Raw genomic sequence first — 17384 nt, 5'->3', positions numbered from 1 at the left:
TGGCAATATGGGGTCGAACGCACCCAGTCTGCCGGACCCGAACCGCGGATCCGGATCCGGCAGCGTTGCCTCAGGAGGTAACCAGTGGGCCGGGGTTCTTCAGATACTGGTTCTTGATCGCGTCTACCGCCCAGTAGGCAAGAGCGCCTACTGGTCCGGTCGGGTTCTTTCCGGCGTTCTGGGGAAACACGCAAGCGCCGGTCACGAACACGTTCGGGACATCCCAGACTTGAAGGTATTTGTTCAGGACACTGGTGTTCGGATCGGCTCCAAACACTGCCCCACCCGTGTTGTGCGTGCTTTGATAAGGCACGATCGAATAGGGCACGGGGGGAATGCTCCGATCGACCTTGGTCGCACCCATCTCCTTGGCGATCTTCACACAGATGTCGGCCTGACCGTTCATCTGCTTGACCTCGTTGTCCTGGAAGTCGAACGTCATCCTCATCAACGGACGCCCGAAGACGTCGGTGTAGGTCGGGTCGAGGCTGAGATAGTTCTGCCGGTAGGCCATCACCGCGCCTTGGTTGCCGACGCTGGCCGCGTGGTCGTAATTGTCGACCACCGCCTTCTTCCAGGCGGAACCCCAGCGCGGCGTGCCGTGCGGAGTTGGATGCGACTGGATGGGCCGGGCGCCCGAGTTGCTGCAGCTGATGCCGCCGCCGCCGATGTAGCCAGCCTTCACGAAATCGTAGTTGTCGCCGTTGAAATCGTCCATGGTCGTGCCGAGCGCGCCGGCGCCCATGAAGCGATTGAGGATGGTTTCCTTGTCGAAGAAGGCCGTAGCCCCGCCGCCGCACTGGTACGCGTAATTGCGGCCGACCACGCCCTTGCCCGTGGCCGGGTCATAAGGCACGCCGATGCCCGATTGCAGCAGCAGGTTGACGTTGCCGAGCGCATAGGCCGACAGGATGATGAGGTCGGCAGGCTGTTCGAACTCCCGGCCGCGTGCGTCGAGATAGCTGACGCTGACCGCTTTCTTGCGGGTCGAGTCGAGATTGACCTTCAGCACGATCGAGTTGGTGCGCAGTTCGAAATTCGGGTTCTTCAGCGCCAGCGGAATGACGGTGAAATGCGGGCTGGCCTTGGCATTGGCCTCGCAGCCGAAACGCTCGCAGAAGCCACAATAGTGACATTGGCCGAAGGCCACGCCATCGGGATTGACGTAATCCCGCGACGCGTTTGAGGACGGATTGGGGAAAGGATGGTAGCCGAGATTACGGGCCGCCTTCTCGAACATCACCATGCTCTGCGCAGCGATCATCGGCGGATTGGGGTATTCCTCCTTTCGCGATCCTTCGAAGATGTTGCCACCATCGATCTTTCGGCCGTTGATGTTGCCGGCCTTGCCGGAGGTGCCGCAGGTCTTTTCGAACCTGTCGTAATAGGGCTCGAGATCGTCATAGGTGATCGGCCAGTCCTGCAGGTGCATATCCGAAGGGATGATCTTTTCGCCGTATTTGTCGACCGTCCGGGTGCGCGCTTGATGATCCCATTCGAGCCAGCGCCAGGTGACACCGTTCCAGTGCACGCCGGCGCCGCCGACACCCTGGCCGGGCAGGAACGAGCCCAGCTGGCGCATCGGCAGCGCGGTTTGCGATTCACCGTTGCGGAAGGTGATGGTTTCCCGCCGCACGTTTTGCATGAGATCGTAGCGGGCGGCGTAGCGCAGCTCGTCATGGATCTGCGGGTCGATGAAATCCGGATTGGTGTCACGCGGGCCTCCCCGCTCAAGGGCGACGATTTTCAGCTTGGTCGAAGCAAGTTCCTTGGCAATGATGCCGCCCGTCCAGCCCAGGCCGACAATCAGGACATCGACCGCGTTTAGTTTGGTGGCCATGTTATAGTCTCCTTCTTCTTGCGCCGATCACACGAGATCCTGGATGCCCTTCGGTTCAGCCGTATAGGGCTTGTTCCGAAACGGTCCGATCTTGTCCATGTACATGGCGTCGGCACCCGGGAATCCGATCATCTTCCAGGCCGCCCTGTCCTTGTTTCCGCCATACATCGGGTCGGCCAGATAGCCCTCGATCGTGAGTTGGAGCAGAAGCCCGAAGAAGGTCGCGGTCGGCACCGTCGGAAGCTCGACCTTCTTGCCGTCGAGTTCGGTCATCACCGCGGCACGATCCTTTGCCGAAAGGCCGTCGAAGGTGCTCTTGTGGTTTTTCTGTACGTAGGCACTGACATCGGCGATGCCGGCACGGATCAGTTCCGATGGCGTCATCGGCAATTGATAGCCCTGCTCGGGCGTACCCTCGCCAAACGGCCCTTCCAGGTACAGGCGGTCGCCCTTGCCGTATCCGGCGGCCATCTGACGGTCGATGTAGGTCGCGACGCCGAGTTCCTTGGCGCCGGGGCCTGTCGAATCGCTTGGAATGAGCGTATCGACGGCCGCCTCGATGAAAGCCGACTCATCGACATTGAAGAATTCATAGCCAATGCCTCCAGCGTGAGGTTCGGTGGCGGCGGTCACGTGATGATGTTTTGTATCGGCCGTCGCAGCCATGATTTCGTCCGCCGACGCCGATGCCCCAAGCGGCAGGGTGCTCGCCGCCGCTCCGGCAGCGCCGGCGGCGCCGAACAGCTTCAGAAAATCGCGCCGCCCCACATCGCCTTGGCTCTTTTCTCTTGCCGACATGATTCCTCCTGTGACGCTGCAGGCACAACGATGGGGAACTGGAGAGAGCTTGCGCCCGCTCCAACCGGCGCTGCGCAGCATCCAGCGCTAGGCTTGGTGGATTTCGATGAAGCCTATTGCTCGCGCTTGCTATCTAGCAAACGAAATTCATTGACATTTAAGCGCAATTTTTATGCTATGTGTAACATGGACATTGAGCTGGCCCGCACGTTTATCGAAATCGTTGCGACGGGGAGTTTCATTCGGGCCTCGGAGCGCCTGAATGTCGCCCAGACGACCGTAAGCGCACGGATTCGCAACCTCGAGCAGCAATTGGGCCGCGCGCTTTTTGTCCGCCACAAGGGCGGCGCGGCGCTCACCCCGGCTGGTGAACAGTTCCTGCGCCACGCCCCGATGTTCGTCCAACTATGGCAACGCACCCTTCACCAGGTTGCCGTGCCCCCGGGACGCCGAGCCGTTCTGACGGTCGGCAGCGAAGTCAGCCTTGCGCAACCCCTTCTGCTCGATTGGGTCCGGTGGATGCGCCGCTCGCTTCAAGACATTGCCCTTCGAGTACACGTCGATGTGCCGCAGGATTTGATCAATCAGGTGGCATCGGGAATGGTCGACTTAGCGATCATGTACAACCCACCGCATAGACCGGGTTTGAAGATCGATCTACTTCTGGATGAAAAACTCGTCCTCGTGACTACCAATTCCGAAGCGCGCCTCCTGGACGAATCCGATTATGTTTATATGGATTGGGGGCCGGATTTTGGACTTCACCACGGAATGAATTTCCCGAGTGCTGCGCCCGATCTTTCTTTCGATCTCGGTCCGCTCGCACTGAGCTATGTTCTTGCGACTGGCGGCTCCGGGTATTTCAGGATGAGTTCTGTGCAGCCTCACATAACAGCCGGCCGGCTGCATCTTGTGCCTGAGATGCCGCAATTCTCCTATCCGGTGTACGCGGTGCAATCCGCAAGTGCGGACGAAAGCGTCGTAGGTCCCGCTCTTGCAGGACTGCATTCCGTCGCACGCGACGAGACCCAATTATAGGAATTCTTGTTGGACGTTTACGTGTCCGCATGGATTGCAGGGAATAGGATATCGACGGTCGTTCCGACGCCTTGCTCGCTCGCAACCCGGATCTGGCCACCAACCATCTGCGCCAATGCCTGCACGTGCGACAGTCCTATCCCTGTGCCCTTCTCGCCCTTCGTCGTGAAGAAGGGATCGAATGCCTTTTGCAAGACCTCCGGAGGCATGCCGCAACCGTGATCTTTCACGCGAACGCACGCGTAGGTTCCCGGCCCTGGCGGATCAGGTGATGCGTTCGTCTGTACCAATCGCCCGGTAGTAACCTGGATCTCGCCGCCATTTGGCATGGCATCCCGCGCGTTGATAACAAGATTAAGCACCGCTGCGTCGAAAAATGCGGGATCGATCAGGCAGTGCGGGATACCTGAACCAAGTTCGAGTTTCACCCTGATGTCCGGTCCCGCGCCATACCTGAGGAAAGGCTCGAACGAGCTGAGGAACTCATTCAAGTCGCCAGCGTGGGCATCGAGTTCCTGATGCTTTGCGAAGGCGAGCAGCTGCGACGTCAATTCGATCCCTCGGTCGATTCCTTCCCGTGCGGCGGCAATGTAGGCCCGCACACTTTCGGGCTCGTCGGCTCGTCTCTCCGCAAGCCTCAGGCCGGATTCGATTACTGCCAGGAGATTCCTGAAATCATGGGCAATACCGCCAGTCATCTCGCCCAAGGCGGCAAGCCGATGTGTCGCACGCTCACGTTGTTGGGCAGCAGTTCGGACATCGAGAGGCATGTCCGATACATGAGCGCTCTCGTCGCGCTCCACCTGGGATCGTGATTGAATATCGTCCGGATAAATATTGCCTGTCATGAAGGTCGCCCCCAATCGATCGATAACTGGCGACGCTCAGGAAACTCGCGCTTCCACTAGCATCGTCGTGTTCAGTCCTCCCTGTTGCCGATAGTCGTATGTCTCATGGATGGCCTAAGCGCGCCGGACGATCCCTTTCGCCATGATGTCTTCGACCGTCGGAAATGCCTTGAGGGCCTCCTCTGGGAGGCCGTCATCCGCCCCGGCAAGTTTAGTCCAACCGTTCGCCTCGGGTTCGCCGACAATGATGCGGCCGACCATTCCAGCGTGCTCATGCGGGATGCAATAATAGTCGTAGACCCCCTGTTCAGTGAAGGTGACCGAAAAGCTTTCGCCCGGCATGAGGTAGTCGGAATCCCACGATTTTGCCGCCCTGGGCATGCGGAGCGGTCGCCCCGAATTTTTCGGGCTGTATGCAGTCGTCGTGTGCGAATTGCCAGGATTGAGATTGGTCCAACGGACCGCTTGATCTAGCTTGACAAGAATGCCGATGGGATCGAACCAGACTTGCGAGCCATCGTTGCGACCCTGCATCTCGATTTCGACGATCTCGCCGGACCATACGGCCGAAGAAGAAAGCGAGAGGGCGGCGAGACCGCCGCCCGCACCAAGTATCTCACGACGCGTGAGTGTCATTTGGCGACCCGCGCTTCGTCGGCGACCGAGACATGCCACAGCACGAGGTGGGCATGCGGGACTTCGACGCCTGGATGGCCGGCATTGTAGTAGACGTCGACATGGTCGACATTTCCGCCCGGGGCCGCGAGGTTGTCAAAACGTTTGTCCGGATTGAGATCCTTGATCGGCAGCATGTAGATGGTGCTGACAAGCTTGCCGTCGTGGTCATAGGCAAGGAATGGTCCCGCCGGCAATGTAGCCGGATCAACGAAGAGCTGGCCCATGCCTGGTAGGAAGTCGGGCAATTTCACAAGCTTGCTGACCTGTTGGTAAGGAGCAGTTGGTGGAGATTTGGTGACATCATTCGCCGCCATGGCGCAAAACGAGCTGGCCATTGTCATGACAACTGCGAGGGCGAGCTTTTTCATCACGGTAACTCCTTGCTTAAGTAGAAGCCGCGCGACTGCCGAAATTTGGAAGACCTAAACTCCGACCCTTGTCGCTGACACGGCCTGTTCGGACCCGCCCAGCAAGGAGGAGACGGCGATGTTCGTCAAACGAAATTAACTGCCATTTCAGTGCATTATTTCTGTTCGCCAGCCATGCACTGTTCGCTTGATTTCGAAAGAACCTTCACTACCTCTGAATAGCTATGAATATTTTCAGCCTCGATTTTCGGCGAGAGCCGAAACGCCTCAAAACAAGCCCCTAGCCCGGACGCGAGAAGGCGCTGGCTTCGCGTCCGGGACAGCCAGGACCTCCACTTCATTCCCTGTGAACTCTGCCCTGCTTAAGCAGTGCGGCTGGATGCCCGTTTGCGAGTGCGTGTCACACGAGGTTGGCTCTGATGATCTCCCCCACCTTGTTAGAAGAGGACATTTTGCTTGGCCTTGTGACCAAGGGAAAGCAATCAGCCTTGTCAAAAATTGCGATCAGGATTGCTCGGAGAACTGGGCTTGACGAGCAGATGGTTCTGCGCGGTCTTTTCGACCGCGAGCGTCTCGGTTCAACGGGCATCGGTCGTGGCATCGCAATCCCCCACGCTCTACTCAGTACAATCTATTCGCCTGTCGCGTCTTTGACACGCTTGGCCCAGCCCGTTGATTTCGAGGGCCCTGACGACGACCCCGTAGATCTCATTTATACCGTGCTCTGGCCGAGCTCTGCGACTTCCACCTTTCTCCCTGCCCTTTCGCAAATATGTCGCCTGCTTCGGGCACCTCAGGTTCGGGAGCGACTCCGGCTGGCACGTTCATCTGATGAGGCGTTGGCGATTCTCGAAACTGAGCCGCATCAGCAATGCCCCAATATTTCCCACCTCAAGCCTTGGGTTGTGATCTCCTGGCAGTTCGGAAATGCCTAGGAATCAGGGCTACTCGTCATTGGCGGCTGGGTCGGACAAACCCACTTCTGGTGCAGGTCATCATGGGGTTTGTTGCGCAATAAGATAGATTGACAATCTATCTTTTATAGACGATTCATCGAAGGGCGAACCCATGGCTTCAGCCTGCTTGCGTCGGAGAAAACAGGAGCTTCAGGATGACCGCGAACGGTCGAAGCAAGAGAACAATCGTGGTCGACGGCGTGCCATTGCCCGATATACTCGACGAGGCAATGATCCGCCGTGTAGTCCACGGTTTCTATGACGAAATTCGCCACGATGAGCTTCTTGGCCCCATTTTCCATCAGAGGATACAGCCCGACGAGTGGCCTCATCATCTGGCAAAGATGTGCGACTTCTGGTCTGCGACACTGCTGCGAACGGCCCGGTACGAAGGGCGACCACTACCGCCACATCTGGCAATAGCCAGCCTTGGCGAAGCGCATTTCCAGCGTTGGTTGAAGTTGTTTCGCGCCACGGTGCGGAGCATCTGCCCGCCCGAGGTTGCCGCGCTGTTCATGAACCGCGCGCTGCGCATCGCTCACAGTTTCCGACTCGCGGTCGCCTTTAGCCGTGGCGAAGCCACGATTGGAATCGAACCTATCGTCGAGGACGACCTGTGATGCCGAATTGATTTGTGAGTTGTTCCCATAGCAGCCCGATCCAAGGGAGGAACCGCCCGTGAGGCTGACCAATTTCTCGGACTATGCTTTGAGGATGCTGATGTACGCGGCCTCCGCTGGCGATCGCCTGATCACGATCGAGGAGACTGCCCGCACCTTTAAGGTGTCAAAGACACACCTCAACAAAGTCGCCAATACCCTGACGCGCGGCGGTTACCTGAAGGCGGTACGCGGCCGTTCTGGCGGCCTTGTTTTGCGACTCCGGCCCGAGATGATCCGGATCGGCGATGTCATACGGCTGACCGAGCCGGATTTCGCGGTCGTGGAGTGCTTTGCCACGGGAAACCAATGTGTGCTCACCGGCTCCTGCAAGCTTTCAAGTATGTTTGGTGAAGCGATAGCCTCCTTCCAGAGCATCCTTGACCGTTACACGTTGGCCGACGTCGCACTGATGCCTCAAGATTTCCTCGGCAGGCTGTCAACCCCTCAAGCTTCCAGCGTAGCGCGAAGCCGCGGGTAGGTCGACATCTCTTTACGATCGGAGACAAAATGTTTCGCGGCGAAGGATCAGGAGTCGCACCATCTCGCCGCATCAATTTGAGGACGGAGCAGACCCGCCGTCACGCTGCCCTAGCTGGCGTTGCTTCTTTACGAGACATACCAATTTTTCTCGCACGGAGACGAGCCATGGATGAACCAAAGAAGAACGATAAGCCGATAACGAAGCCGTTTGAGTCTGGCGTCGACCCGGACAACAGTCTGTTGCCGATGCTTATCGGCGGACTTGTCCTTATCGTCATCGGCGCGATAGTCGTCATGATGTTTGTCTAATTCGCAATGAGGGCGTGTGGCGCAATCGAGAAAGCGGCTCGTGAACTTGGGCGCCGCAGCAATGCTGCGGCGCCTCACCAGCGCTAGCTGTATTGACGATTTAACGGTTAAAGGTCTTCGCGACCTGCACTAGCGGTGCCGAGTTCGGAAACGCTCATCCGCTGGAATGTGCCCTGGCCGAGATGGACCCAACTCTTGCCGACGGAGGTTGCCAGATAGTGGTCCGCATACCCACTTTCTATTTCCTGCTGTGGATTGGTTGGCAACACCAGCGTTTTCATGAGCAAATAGTATAGCACCACACCGAGCGGGAAGCCGATGACGAAGGCATAATCCGAATAGTATGCCGCGATACCACCGGCAACCACCCAGGCGATGATGCCCGCCCAGTTGACGCCACCGGCCTGGCAGTGGCTGCGGGAGCGGCAGCAAAGAATGGCGGCGGAGGCTATTACACGCCGCCTCCGACTTACAGCGTCGCTTGGGATCAGTTCTACGGACCGAACTATAGCCTGATGTGGCGGTGCCGCGACATGGCAACCGGACGGTTCGTTTATGACTACTACTGCGCCGGTATGTCGATGATCGACAACAGGTGGCCCGGCTGGTCGGCGTGAGTCGCAAAGCAGGCTCACGACTTGCAGATTTGCAAAATATATCTCCCCGTGTCATCGTCCTTTTGGGGGTGGGGATAATGCACAGGCGAACTCTATTTTGCCTTGCGGCGGTGCTGGCAGTATCCGGCTGCGCCGCCGACTACCTGAACAACTATGACACGATGGCGCTGGCGTCCGGCGACGCCAACAATAACAATCGCCTGTTGCAGACGGTCGATCCGTTTAACCCAAATAGCAACAACACCCATATCGAAGGCGACGGACAACGAAGCGCTGGTGTTGTGCAACACTATCGCGGCCTGCCACTCGCGCCGGACCAAGCTTCTTCCCAAGGGGGTGGTGGCGATTCCGGCAACCACCCCTGCGATCTGCGAACGCAGGTCGACAGCTTGGGCCGGCCCTGTGGTGAACGAGCTGCGGAAGCTAAGCCGGGTGGCCGCACCGGGCACGAGGCGGATTGACGATGCGCTGGCAACGAAGGCGATCGCGCAACGCGGTGCCAAGGCGGCTGATCTTCCTCACCGTTGCCGCTGCCGGCGCACTGGCTGCGCAGACCCTCATCCAACATAGTGATCGCCTGCCCGACATCAGCGTTTCGAACCTGCTCGGTCCTAAGCCGCAGCCGATCGCCGGCGTCGCATCGGTCGTCGACGGCGATACGATCGAAGTTCACGGGCAGCGGATCCGCTTCAACGGCATCGACGCGCCGGAGAGCAAGCAATATTGCGACGACGCCAAGGGCTTCGAATACCCCTGCGGCCGACGATCGGCCGAAGCGCTGGATGGCTTCCTGGCGGCTTCGCGGCCGGTGCAATGCACGTTCGTGACTTGGGACCGCTATCACCGGTTCGTGGGCGACTGCCGGCGCGCAGACGGCACCAGCGTGGCAGCGTGGATGGTCGAGCACGGCCAGGCGCTCGATTGGCCCCTATGCGCCGCAACAGGCGAAGGCTGAAGCGGCGAAGCTCGGTCTTTGGGTAGGCAAGTTCGACGCGCCGTGGGATTGGCGCGCGTCACATAGCGATGGCGCTGCGCCGGCGAGCCAGCCGCTCGGCATAGTCAGCCGCAAGTTGGTCGCGCAAAGCGGCGGCCTTTCATGCGAGCCGCGGCGGTACTGCGCGCAAATCAGCTCTTGCGAAGACGCCCAATGGTATCTGCACAACTGCTCCTGGGGCCGAAAATTGGATCGGGACGGCGACGGCGTGGCTTGCGAAACGTTGTGCTAGCAGCCACCTTCAAGCCGACCAGATGGAGTGGCATCTAGATACAATTGCAGATCGCAAGATAATTGGATTGTCAGTCCACGGACGGAATCGGACAATAGCGAGATCCTTCTCCCGGTTGTCGCTTTTCCGGTTTACCACCTGGTCCGCGAGCTCCGTCCCTGAGAGCGAGCTTTTATAGATGGCTAAGCCATATCTCGATGCGATAGTCGTCAACGTCTCGGGTCGACAATGTGCCGTCTGCGCGCGCTCCAATTCCTAGAGAGCGGAGGAGCGGTTCCATTTCCTTTAGGGCCGCAACTACCCTCCACTTCTCCGCGTTTGCCGAGACATATCCGATCGCTTTAGGCGCGCCAGAGCATTGCGGAGCCTTATTCCTGTCAAAACGTTCGATCCGGCCAGGGATGAGGCGGAGCGCCTCAAAGACGAAATCATTCACCGATTTGCGCAGGGCTGACGCGTTGACAGGTGCTCCGGAACACACGTTTATATACACCCAACCAATGGGTCGACGGTCCCCAGGAATCCCTCGATAGCTGACCTTGCGGCCGCTGACATCCGAAGCCTCTGGCGCGGATGGATTGGTTTGTGAAAGGGGTGGCAAGGGTTGAAGAGGTGGGTTCGAGGGAGGAGGGTAGCCAGCGACCAGCGTTCGCGTGCCAGCTGTATGTTCCGGACTGTTGTGTGCGGAATCTACTTTTTCGAAAAGTTTGCAAACGCTAGCGCCGTTGCTGGACGAAAAGTCGAACCCGAGGCAACCCGAACGCGAGGAACAAAGGGAGCGGCATTGCTCCAACGGAACTCTCGCCTGAACGCTCACTTTTCCAGAAAGTTCGCTCTCTGGATAACTGAAGAGTTCGCCCATGGACTGGCCGTTCGTCCTCTGAACTCCGGACGCCAGCAATGACAGCGTTCCGATCGCAAGTTGGAGCGCCAGCCGACGAACTGTATAGTCAAACATCCACCCCCCAGTAATGCCGCCCTACGCGGGTGACAGCCGGCTTGTCATCTCCCAGCCGGATCTGGTCAACCGAAGAGAGCAGCGGCTAGAATCGTGCGGCAAGCCCACACCAAGACTTATCTCCACAAAACCACCGCCTTACCAATGCGACGTCTGCTTCAGGATTCTGCAATACGACACAGCGGCGACCCTATCATTTCAACTATTTGTACGCGATACCCGACACGGGATATGCGTGCGTGCAATCTTTGTGACATTCTCGCTAGCTCAGAATTTGCAAAGAAAACATGGCCTCGGGCCTTGCGGTTAAGCATGGCGTCCAAATCCATTAACAGCTTGTTGACTCAGAGTTTGTTTCCGCCGAAGTATGCCCTCGGGGATGCCGCGCTTAACAGGCAGAAGCTGCGGCTGGGGAAGACCTGATGGCTGGGCGCAACAACGTCCACTTCATTCGCACAACGCATGCACGCGCCGTCGACGTATTGGCCGTCGCCGGGAAGTCGCTTTGGCGTGATTGCGAGCCGACATTCGCCCGTATAGACGAACTATGCGGGGACGGTGCCTCACGGCTTTTTTCCGAGCCTAACGTCAAGGAGCAGGATGGCGGTCGCCTGATCGTTGCGTGGTTTGGCGCCTTTGATGATGATGCCAAACAGATGGAAGCGCTAGACCGCGCAATGCGAGCGCGGGTCGCCTCGACCTTGACGGCACGAATCGAGGCGCTCCGCCCGGCGCTGGCCGATCGTCAAATCGGCGAGACCGTCGCGGCGATGCTAAATGTCGCGGACGAAAGCTCGATCGTGGCGGTGGGGGAGAACCCCGTTCTCACCAATTGGGGGACACTGCCACCGGAGGCCTTGTCCTCGCAGGCCGCATTTGCGCGGCATAACGAGAAAACAGTAGGAGCTTACCTGCCGTTCGGGATCTCGCCGCGCATACCCGGCCAGCCATGGACGGTCGGCGGGGCAAGTCCTGGCGCGGCGCGGATGGCTCCGGCACAAGCTGCCGAGCCCTCCCATGCAACAGGCTCTCCCCCACAGGCTCAGACAAACTTCATAGCGAGACCGAGACGCATCGCGCCCTGGCCGCTCCTGGCGGTTTCGCTCGTGTTCGCCACCTGCCTGATATACGCGGCGTGGCCGGGCAACCTGCTTTATCCCGAAGCCCTGCAGGCGCCTAAGCCGGCTTCCCTGGTGGATAACGCCGAAGTCAACCGGAACCTCGAGGAGCGGATCGGAAAGCTCAAGGCCGAGCTTGCGAAAGCCGCATGCAACGCCGACCCTTCAATTCTTGGCCCCAAGATGTCGGATCCGCCGAAACCTGCTGCCGCCGCCGGACAGCCGCCCCCGGCACCCGGATCGCCTCAGGCCTTGGTGGCATCGCTCGACGCGGCCACCGTGCTCGTTCTCGCGCCCCTTTCGGGCAACACGCTCAGCACCGGAAGTGGATTCTTCGTCGACAAACAGGACATTCTCACCAACAACCATGTCGTGGAGGGTGCAGGCGACACGGTGTTCGTCGCCAGCAAGGCACTCGGCCGGGCGGTCCCGGCGCATGTCGTGGCCAAAGCCGCCGCGAGCGCGTCCGGAGATCCCGACTTCGCCCTACTGCGCGTGGATGACGCTCCAAGCGGCGTCAAGGCCCTTCAGCTCTCGACCGCGATCGGCAGGCTGGATAGCGTCGTTGCTGGAGGTTTTCCGGGCTTTGTAATGTCCATGGACAAGACTTACCGGGACATCATCAACGGCAACACCGACGGGATCAGTAATCTCGAGATGGTTGTCACGCAGGGCAACGTTATGGCCATGCCGCAGGACGGGACGACAAAGGTCATCACCCACTCGGCAAACATTTCCCGAGGCAACAGCGGCGGGCCGCTTTCGGACGCTTGCGGGCGCGCGGTCGGGGTGAACACCTTCATAATCCTGGACGGAGAAAACGCCCAGAAGCTCAACTTCTCGCTGAGCGCTCGCGACGCGATCCAGTTCCTGTCGGCGAATGGCGTGGCTGTAACCACGGCGGACAAGCCGTGCGTCCCGGCTCCCCTTCCGGCCGCAGGGCAGCCGGGGCCTGCCCAATGAGCCAGTTCGTCGCCACCACTACGCTCAGCCTCATGCGTTCGCTGGGGTCTACCGCGGAACGTTCCGTGCACCGGATGCAGGCGATCCTCAGCCGTGAGTTCCCAAACGGAATCGGGCTTGAACTGGCTGAGCCGGTGCCCCGCAAGGACGGCTCCGGGATCGACTGGTATACAGAGCGCGAGGATGCGCTCGTGCGCCTGAGCGATCTTCCCAATGAAACCGCAGACATCTACAGGGCACGCCTACGCCAGTCCGTTCAGGCGGTTCTGCGCGCGGCCTCGGCGCAAGATAGCCGAGGTGACGCTGCCGGCAGGTCCACGGCGACGGCGCTTCGCAATGCCGTGACCTTCCCGGGAGACGATAACGTCTGGATCTCGGGAGGTTCAGGCAGGGGCGACGGTATGCTCGTCCTGACGGCATGGGGATACGAAAGACACGACGCGGAGACGAGCGGCAAGGGCGAGATATCGGGCAAAACCGACAAGTTGCCGCCAGTTGCCGCCCCGCCTCCCCCCACGCCGCCGTCTCCTCGCTCCCGGGGCTGGCTGGCTGGCCTGTTGTGGCTCATCCCAATAGTGCTGGCCGGAGCCATAGCTTGGCTGCTGCTGCCCGCTTGCGGCGTTACGCTTCCATTCGGTCTCACGGCGTTCGGAAAGGGGGGAGGCGCCTACTGTGCACTTACGGCGCCGGCGCCCGAATTGGACCGGAAAAGCCTGCGCACTCAGGAACTCATGGCGGAGGCGGCGGTACTGGAGGAACAACTCAGGCGGCATGTGAGCTCTTGTGTGCCAACGCCGCCAAAGTCGGACCTTTCGAAGCGCATCGACAAAAAGGTGACAGGGGAAGGCGGCCATACAGGTAAGCTGCAGGTGACATTGTCGTGGCATACTCGCGACGACCTTGATCTAAATTCCTTCTGCCCCGGCGGAATGCTTGGCGGTAATCAGAGCATCAAAGGCCCCACTTGCGGCGATGGCATCAAAGACATCGATTCAAACAAAAACCTTACGGAAAACGTAAGTTCGGACCCGGTTGAGAACCTCGTCTGGAAAGAAAATATCGCTCCTGGCTCCTATAAATTTGCGGTGATCGCATACGTGACAACTGTCGGCGACAGGGATGTCACAGTTCCCTTCGACCTAAGGTTCAGGCTTGACGAGCAAGAGGTTATTTGTTCGGGAACGGTCACGCATTACAGATCCGGAGGAGGCATCGGGCAAGCACTGATCTGGAACTCGGACGATCCGCTGCCATCGTGCAACTTGGTCCCGCAGAAGATCACTCGTTGTTCCTCGAACGACTGTAAGCGGTAGTTCGCGTCATGTTAGGAGCGTGCATGCAACTGAACCTACTCGACGATCTCAAGCAGCACGGCTGCGAGGCTTTGGAATGCTAACCAACCTTGTCGACTTCAGCGACGGCTTCACGCTCGTGCCGGACAGCGGCATCCAGTTCGTTGAGTTCGGATTCGACTTCGACGCTTCGCCCCGGCTGTCGAGGTCGTTCATCGAACGGACTTCGCTTGCCGAAACGGGTTCGGACGGCAAGGCGGTGGTGCGCCTCCTGCCCAACTGGACCGACGATGATCCGGAAGCCGACCAGCAACCCTATCCTCAGCAAGGCGCCGACGAGGCATACGACATCACAAAGGCGGTGGCGCTCAACACCTTCCTCGACCGCTGGGTTCCGATGCCGTTCTTCAAGATCGAGCCCGGCAAGGACGACCTCGGCAACGAGATTTACGCGCAGGGACCGACAGACTGGGTTCGGGTGAAGGTGACGGAAACCAGAAACGCCCATGGGGACCGGAAGGGTACTCACCGGGCGGTTTTCGCGTTCGACAGCTCACTGGCGCCGCGCAGGGCGAACCGTCCTTACCTGGCGCCGTGCCCAGAAGACGCTATGCGGACCGAGTCGTTCCGTTTCGTCAGCCGTCTTCCCGATGTCATATCGTTCCTGTCTCACAAGATCGATGTCCCGGGACAAGGGCCTGTCGACGCGCAGAAATGGCTGGACGACTGGCTCAAGGACATTTTCCACGCATTCAAGAAGCTGCAGAGGAAAGGTAAGGAGCTTCGCCCGGAAGATTTTCCTTACCAGTTCGAGCACCTAGCGCGCTACATCACTTTGGTCCAGTTCTTGGCTAGCGTGATCACGCCCGTGCGCGTCACGCTCATCGACACCGTCAGCGAAAACAGAAACGTCCAGCCTGTCGATGTGGACCTCGTGCTCGACATCGGAAACTCTCGCTCGTGCGGATTGCTGATCCAGTCGTTCCCAGACGATGTGAATGTCGACCTCAACAACTCGCTGGTGCTCGAGCTTCGGGATCTCTCGAAGCCCGAGTTGGTCTACCGCGACCCGTTCGAAAGCCAGTGCGAGCTGGTGGCCGCCGAATTTGGTTCGGAAGACATCGCCAGGCGATCGGGGCGTCCCCGGGCGTTCTTCTGGCCCAGCCTGCTGCGCATCGGCCCCGAGGCGTCGCGATTGCGGGGCGAATCGGAAGGAACGGAGGCGGCGACCGGACTATCGTCGCCAAAGCGATATCTTTGGAGTTCCGATCCAGTCCTGCAGGAATGGAGGTTCCGCGCGGCTTCGCAAGGCCATGCTGGAACGGAACCGCTGATCGAGCGCTCGATGTACCGCTTCGTCAACGACAGGGGCGACGTCCTTGAGCAGGTCGAGAGCGACAGGCGCCAGTTCAAGGTGAAGGTCAAGGACAGCGACCTGCAGACCGCAAGCCGCTTTTGCTTTTCGCGCTCCTCCTTCTTCACCTTCATGCTGGTCGAGATCATCGCACAAGCGATGTCGATGATGAACAACCCCGGTACACGGCGAGAGCGAAGACTAAAGGACGCTCCGCGACGGCTACGCCGCATCATAATGACCATCCCTTCTGCGACCCCGGTCCAGGAACAGCGCATTTTGCGCTCGCGCGCCGAGGCGGCTGTCAAGCTGTTGTGGTCGCTGTCGGGATGGGGCGAGAGTAACACGGGGATCAACAGCCAGCGGCCGGAGATCCATTGCTCTTGGGACGAGGCAAGCTCGGTCCACCTGGTCTATCTTTACGGAGAGGCCGTGCAGAAGCTCGGCGGCTCGATCAGGACGCTGTTCGACGTGCTCGGCAAGGACAGGGAAAGGCCGGCAATGCTTCCGGCTTCCAAGTCCAAGCAGAAGGCCGAACGGTCCCTGCGCATCGCCAGCGTCGATGTGGGGGGCGGCACGACCGACCTGATGGTGACGACTTACTACCAGACGGACAACGTGGCGCTCTATCCCGACCAGAATTTCAGGGAGGGCTTCCGCATCGCCGGCGACGACCTGATGAAGACGGTGATCGAGCGCCTGGTTATCCCAAGGATCGAGGAAGGCCTCGCCCAGGCGGGCGTGGCGAACGCGCGGAACTACCTGAGGGACCGCTTCGCTGGCGACAACCCGAACATGTCCGAACAGGAAAAGCACCTGCGCCGTCAGTTCGTGCTTCAGGTCCTGCAGCCGATAGCCATCGGCGTGTTGTCCGAATGCGAGACCTTGCCGCCAACGAGCCACAAGACGGAAATTCGCAAGGCGGGAAGCTTCTTCGAGACCGAAGGAAGAACTGGCCCCGATGGCGAGATCCCGGTCGACGCCCGTATCCTGGGGTATCTCAAGGAAAACATGGGACTGGAAGCCGGCCAGTTCAGCATTGCCGACTGCGACATCGCGATCGACCCACAGGCCGTGGACGAATGCGTTTTGTCTATATTCGACAGCGTGTTCGACAACATCGCCGAGGCGATCAACCACCTCGACGCGGATGTGGTGCTCTTGACTGGGCGGCCGATGCGGCTGCCGCCGATGATCAACTTGTTCATGAACAAGATGTCGGTACGCCCCGACTGCGTCATCCCGATCAAGGACTACCGCGTGGGCACTTGGTATCCATTCCGTGGCGTCAGCAACACCCACATAGACGACCCGAAGACCACCGCAGTGGTGGGCGCGATGCTGTGCGCGCTGTCTGAGGCGCAGATCACCAATTTCACGCTTTACTCCAAGTACCTGCGGATGAAATCGACGGCCCGCTATATCGGGAGGCTCCAGGGCAACGCCACGCTCCCTGACGAGACTCTGCTTTTCTCCGATATCGATCTCGACCGGACGGAGGCGTCGGCTGAGGCAGAATTCGACTATCACAGTCCGGTTCGCATCGGCTTCAGGCAGTTGCCGCTCGAGCGATGGGTGGCGACCCCCCTGTACAAGCTGATGGCCGGCTCCTCGCGCTCGGCAAGGGGCATGCGAAAGCCGGTCCGCGTGACCATCGCGCGCAATGTCGAGTTGCCTAGCGAGGACGACAGGAGCGAAGTGGAACTTCTGTCGAGCGAGGCAACCCGCGAGGAGTTCGTGATCGAGGACGCGGAAGATGCCGACGGCGCTCCAGTCAAACGCATGATGGAACTGAAGCTGGACACGCTCGCGGTCGAGACGGGCGACGGCTATTGGCTCGACACGGGAATTATCTCCATCCAGTGAAATGGCGACTGAA

At 59.6% G+C, this 17384-nt stretch carries 17 protein-coding genes; 10 read left to right on the top strand and 7 right to left on the bottom strand.

The features are described 5' to 3' along the window. Positions 1-70: 70 nt before the first annotated feature. Together YU3_RS0135575 and YU3_RS38975 are read right to left on the bottom strand one after the other, a co-directional pair. Positions 71-1840, bottom strand: a complete 1770-nt coding sequence (locus tag YU3_RS0135575; protein WP_027170574.1) for a GMC family oxidoreductase — start codon at positions 1838-1840, stop codon at positions 71-73. Between the two features lie 27 nt (positions 1841-1867). Then, positions 1868-2719, bottom strand: a complete 852-nt coding sequence (locus YU3_RS38975; protein ID WP_084508535.1) for a gluconate 2-dehydrogenase subunit 3 family protein — start codon at positions 2717-2719, stop codon at positions 1868-1870. A 105-nt stretch (positions 2720-2824) separates the two neighbouring features. Here YU3_RS38975 and YU3_RS0135565 point away from each other — a divergent pair, with 105 nt between their 5' ends. After that, positions 2825-3676, top strand: a complete 852-nt coding sequence (locus YU3_RS0135565; RefSeq protein WP_027170573.1) for a LysR family transcriptional regulator — start codon at positions 2825-2827, stop codon at positions 3674-3676. Positions 3677-3693: 17 nt separating this feature from the next. On the opposite strand, the gene YU3_RS0135560 is transcribed toward YU3_RS0135565, so the two are convergent. The 3 genes from YU3_RS0135560 to YU3_RS0135550 all read right to left on the bottom strand — a co-directional run bounded on the left by YU3_RS0135560 (position 3694) and on the right by YU3_RS0135550 (position 5570). Then, complete coding sequence (locus tag YU3_RS0135560) at positions 3694-4524, bottom strand: ATP-binding protein (RefSeq protein ID WP_027170572.1); 831 nt, start codon at positions 4522-4524, stop codon at positions 3694-3696. A 114-nt stretch (positions 4525-4638) separates the two neighbouring features. Then, positions 4639-5160: a plastocyanin/azurin family copper-binding protein gene (locus YU3_RS0135555; RefSeq protein ID WP_027170571.1), complete on the bottom strand. Its 522-nt coding sequence runs from the start codon at positions 5158-5160 to the stop codon at positions 4639-4641. Continuing rightward, complete coding sequence (locus YU3_RS0135550; RefSeq protein WP_027170570.1) at positions 5157-5570, bottom strand: DUF5602 domain-containing protein; 414 nt, start codon at positions 5568-5570, stop codon at positions 5157-5159. Before YU3_RS0135550 ends, YU3_RS0135555 begins: the two co-directional genes overlap by 4 nt. Before the next feature lie 419 nt (positions 5571-5989). Here YU3_RS0135550 and YU3_RS38495 point away from each other — a divergent pair, with 419 nt between their 5' ends. The 4 genes from YU3_RS38495 (at position 5990) to YU3_RS41515 (ending at position 7977) form a co-directional block, all read left to right on the top strand. After that, positions 5990-6505, top strand: a complete 516-nt coding sequence (locus YU3_RS38495; RefSeq protein ID WP_051334233.1) for a PTS sugar transporter subunit IIA — start codon at positions 5990-5992, stop codon at positions 6503-6505. A 176-nt stretch (positions 6506-6681) separates the two neighbouring features. Next, positions 6682-7146: a group III truncated hemoglobin gene (locus YU3_RS0135540; protein ID WP_027170569.1), complete on the top strand. Its 465-nt coding sequence runs from the start codon at positions 6682-6684 to the stop codon at positions 7144-7146. A gap of 58 nt (positions 7147-7204) precedes the next feature. Further along, a complete protein-coding gene (locus YU3_RS0135535) occupies positions 7205-7666 on the top strand; it encodes an Rrf2 family transcriptional regulator (protein ID WP_027170568.1) in 462 nt (153 codons plus the stop codon). 167 nt (positions 7667-7833) lie between these two features. Beyond that, entirely contained in the window at positions 7834-7977 is a 144-nt protein-coding gene (locus YU3_RS41515) for a hypothetical protein (protein WP_198021781.1), read from the top strand. A gap of 107 nt (positions 7978-8084) precedes the next feature. Here YU3_RS41515 and YU3_RS0135525 read toward each other — a convergent pair whose 3' ends face one another. After that, complete coding sequence (locus YU3_RS0135525) at positions 8085-8345, bottom strand: hypothetical protein (protein ID WP_027170567.1); 261 nt, start codon at positions 8343-8345, stop codon at positions 8085-8087. A 326-nt stretch (positions 8346-8671) separates the two neighbouring features. Here YU3_RS0135525 and YU3_RS40310 point away from each other — a divergent pair, with 326 nt between their 5' ends. Then, complete coding sequence (locus YU3_RS40310) at positions 8672-9055, top strand: hypothetical protein (RefSeq protein ID WP_084508543.1); 384 nt, start codon at positions 8672-8674, stop codon at positions 9053-9055. A gap of 2 nt (positions 9056-9057) precedes the next feature. Beyond that, positions 9058-9549, top strand: a complete 492-nt coding sequence (locus YU3_RS38485) for a thermonuclease family protein (protein ID WP_245273757.1) — start codon at positions 9058-9060, stop codon at positions 9547-9549. Positions 9550-9992: 443 nt separating this feature from the next. Here the strand turns inward: YU3_RS38485 and YU3_RS41150 are convergent, their stop codons facing one another. Continuing rightward, positions 9993-10682, bottom strand: a complete 690-nt coding sequence (locus tag YU3_RS41150) for a PAN domain-containing protein (RefSeq protein WP_245273756.1) — start codon at positions 10680-10682, stop codon at positions 9993-9995. Between the two features lie 518 nt (positions 10683-11200). Between YU3_RS41150 and YU3_RS38970 the strand changes: the two genes are divergently transcribed. The 3 genes from YU3_RS38970 (at position 11201) to YU3_RS0135490 (ending at position 17371) form a co-directional block, all read left to right on the top strand. Then, positions 11201-12859: a serine protease gene (locus YU3_RS38970; protein ID WP_051334232.1), complete on the top strand. Its 1659-nt coding sequence runs from the start codon at positions 11201-11203 to the stop codon at positions 12857-12859. After that, positions 12856-14172, top strand: a complete 1317-nt coding sequence (locus YU3_RS0135495) for a hypothetical protein (protein WP_027170564.1) — start codon at positions 12856-12858, stop codon at positions 14170-14172. Before YU3_RS38970 ends, YU3_RS0135495 begins: the two co-directional genes overlap by 4 nt. A gap of 76 nt (positions 14173-14248) precedes the next feature. Next, on the top strand, positions 14249-17371 hold the full coding sequence (locus YU3_RS0135490) for a virulence factor SrfB (protein ID WP_027170563.1): 3123 nt from the start codon (positions 14249-14251) through the stop codon (positions 17369-17371). The last annotated feature ends 13 nt before the right edge of the window (positions 17372-17384 follow it).

The organism is Mesorhizobium sp. WSM3224 (genome assembly GCF_000427725.1).
Taxonomy (GTDB): Bacteria; Pseudomonadota; Alphaproteobacteria; order Rhizobiales; family Rhizobiaceae; genus Mesorhizobium.
Note: the sequence above shows the minus strand (reverse complement) of the source record. Positions and strands in the feature narration are given on the sequence as shown.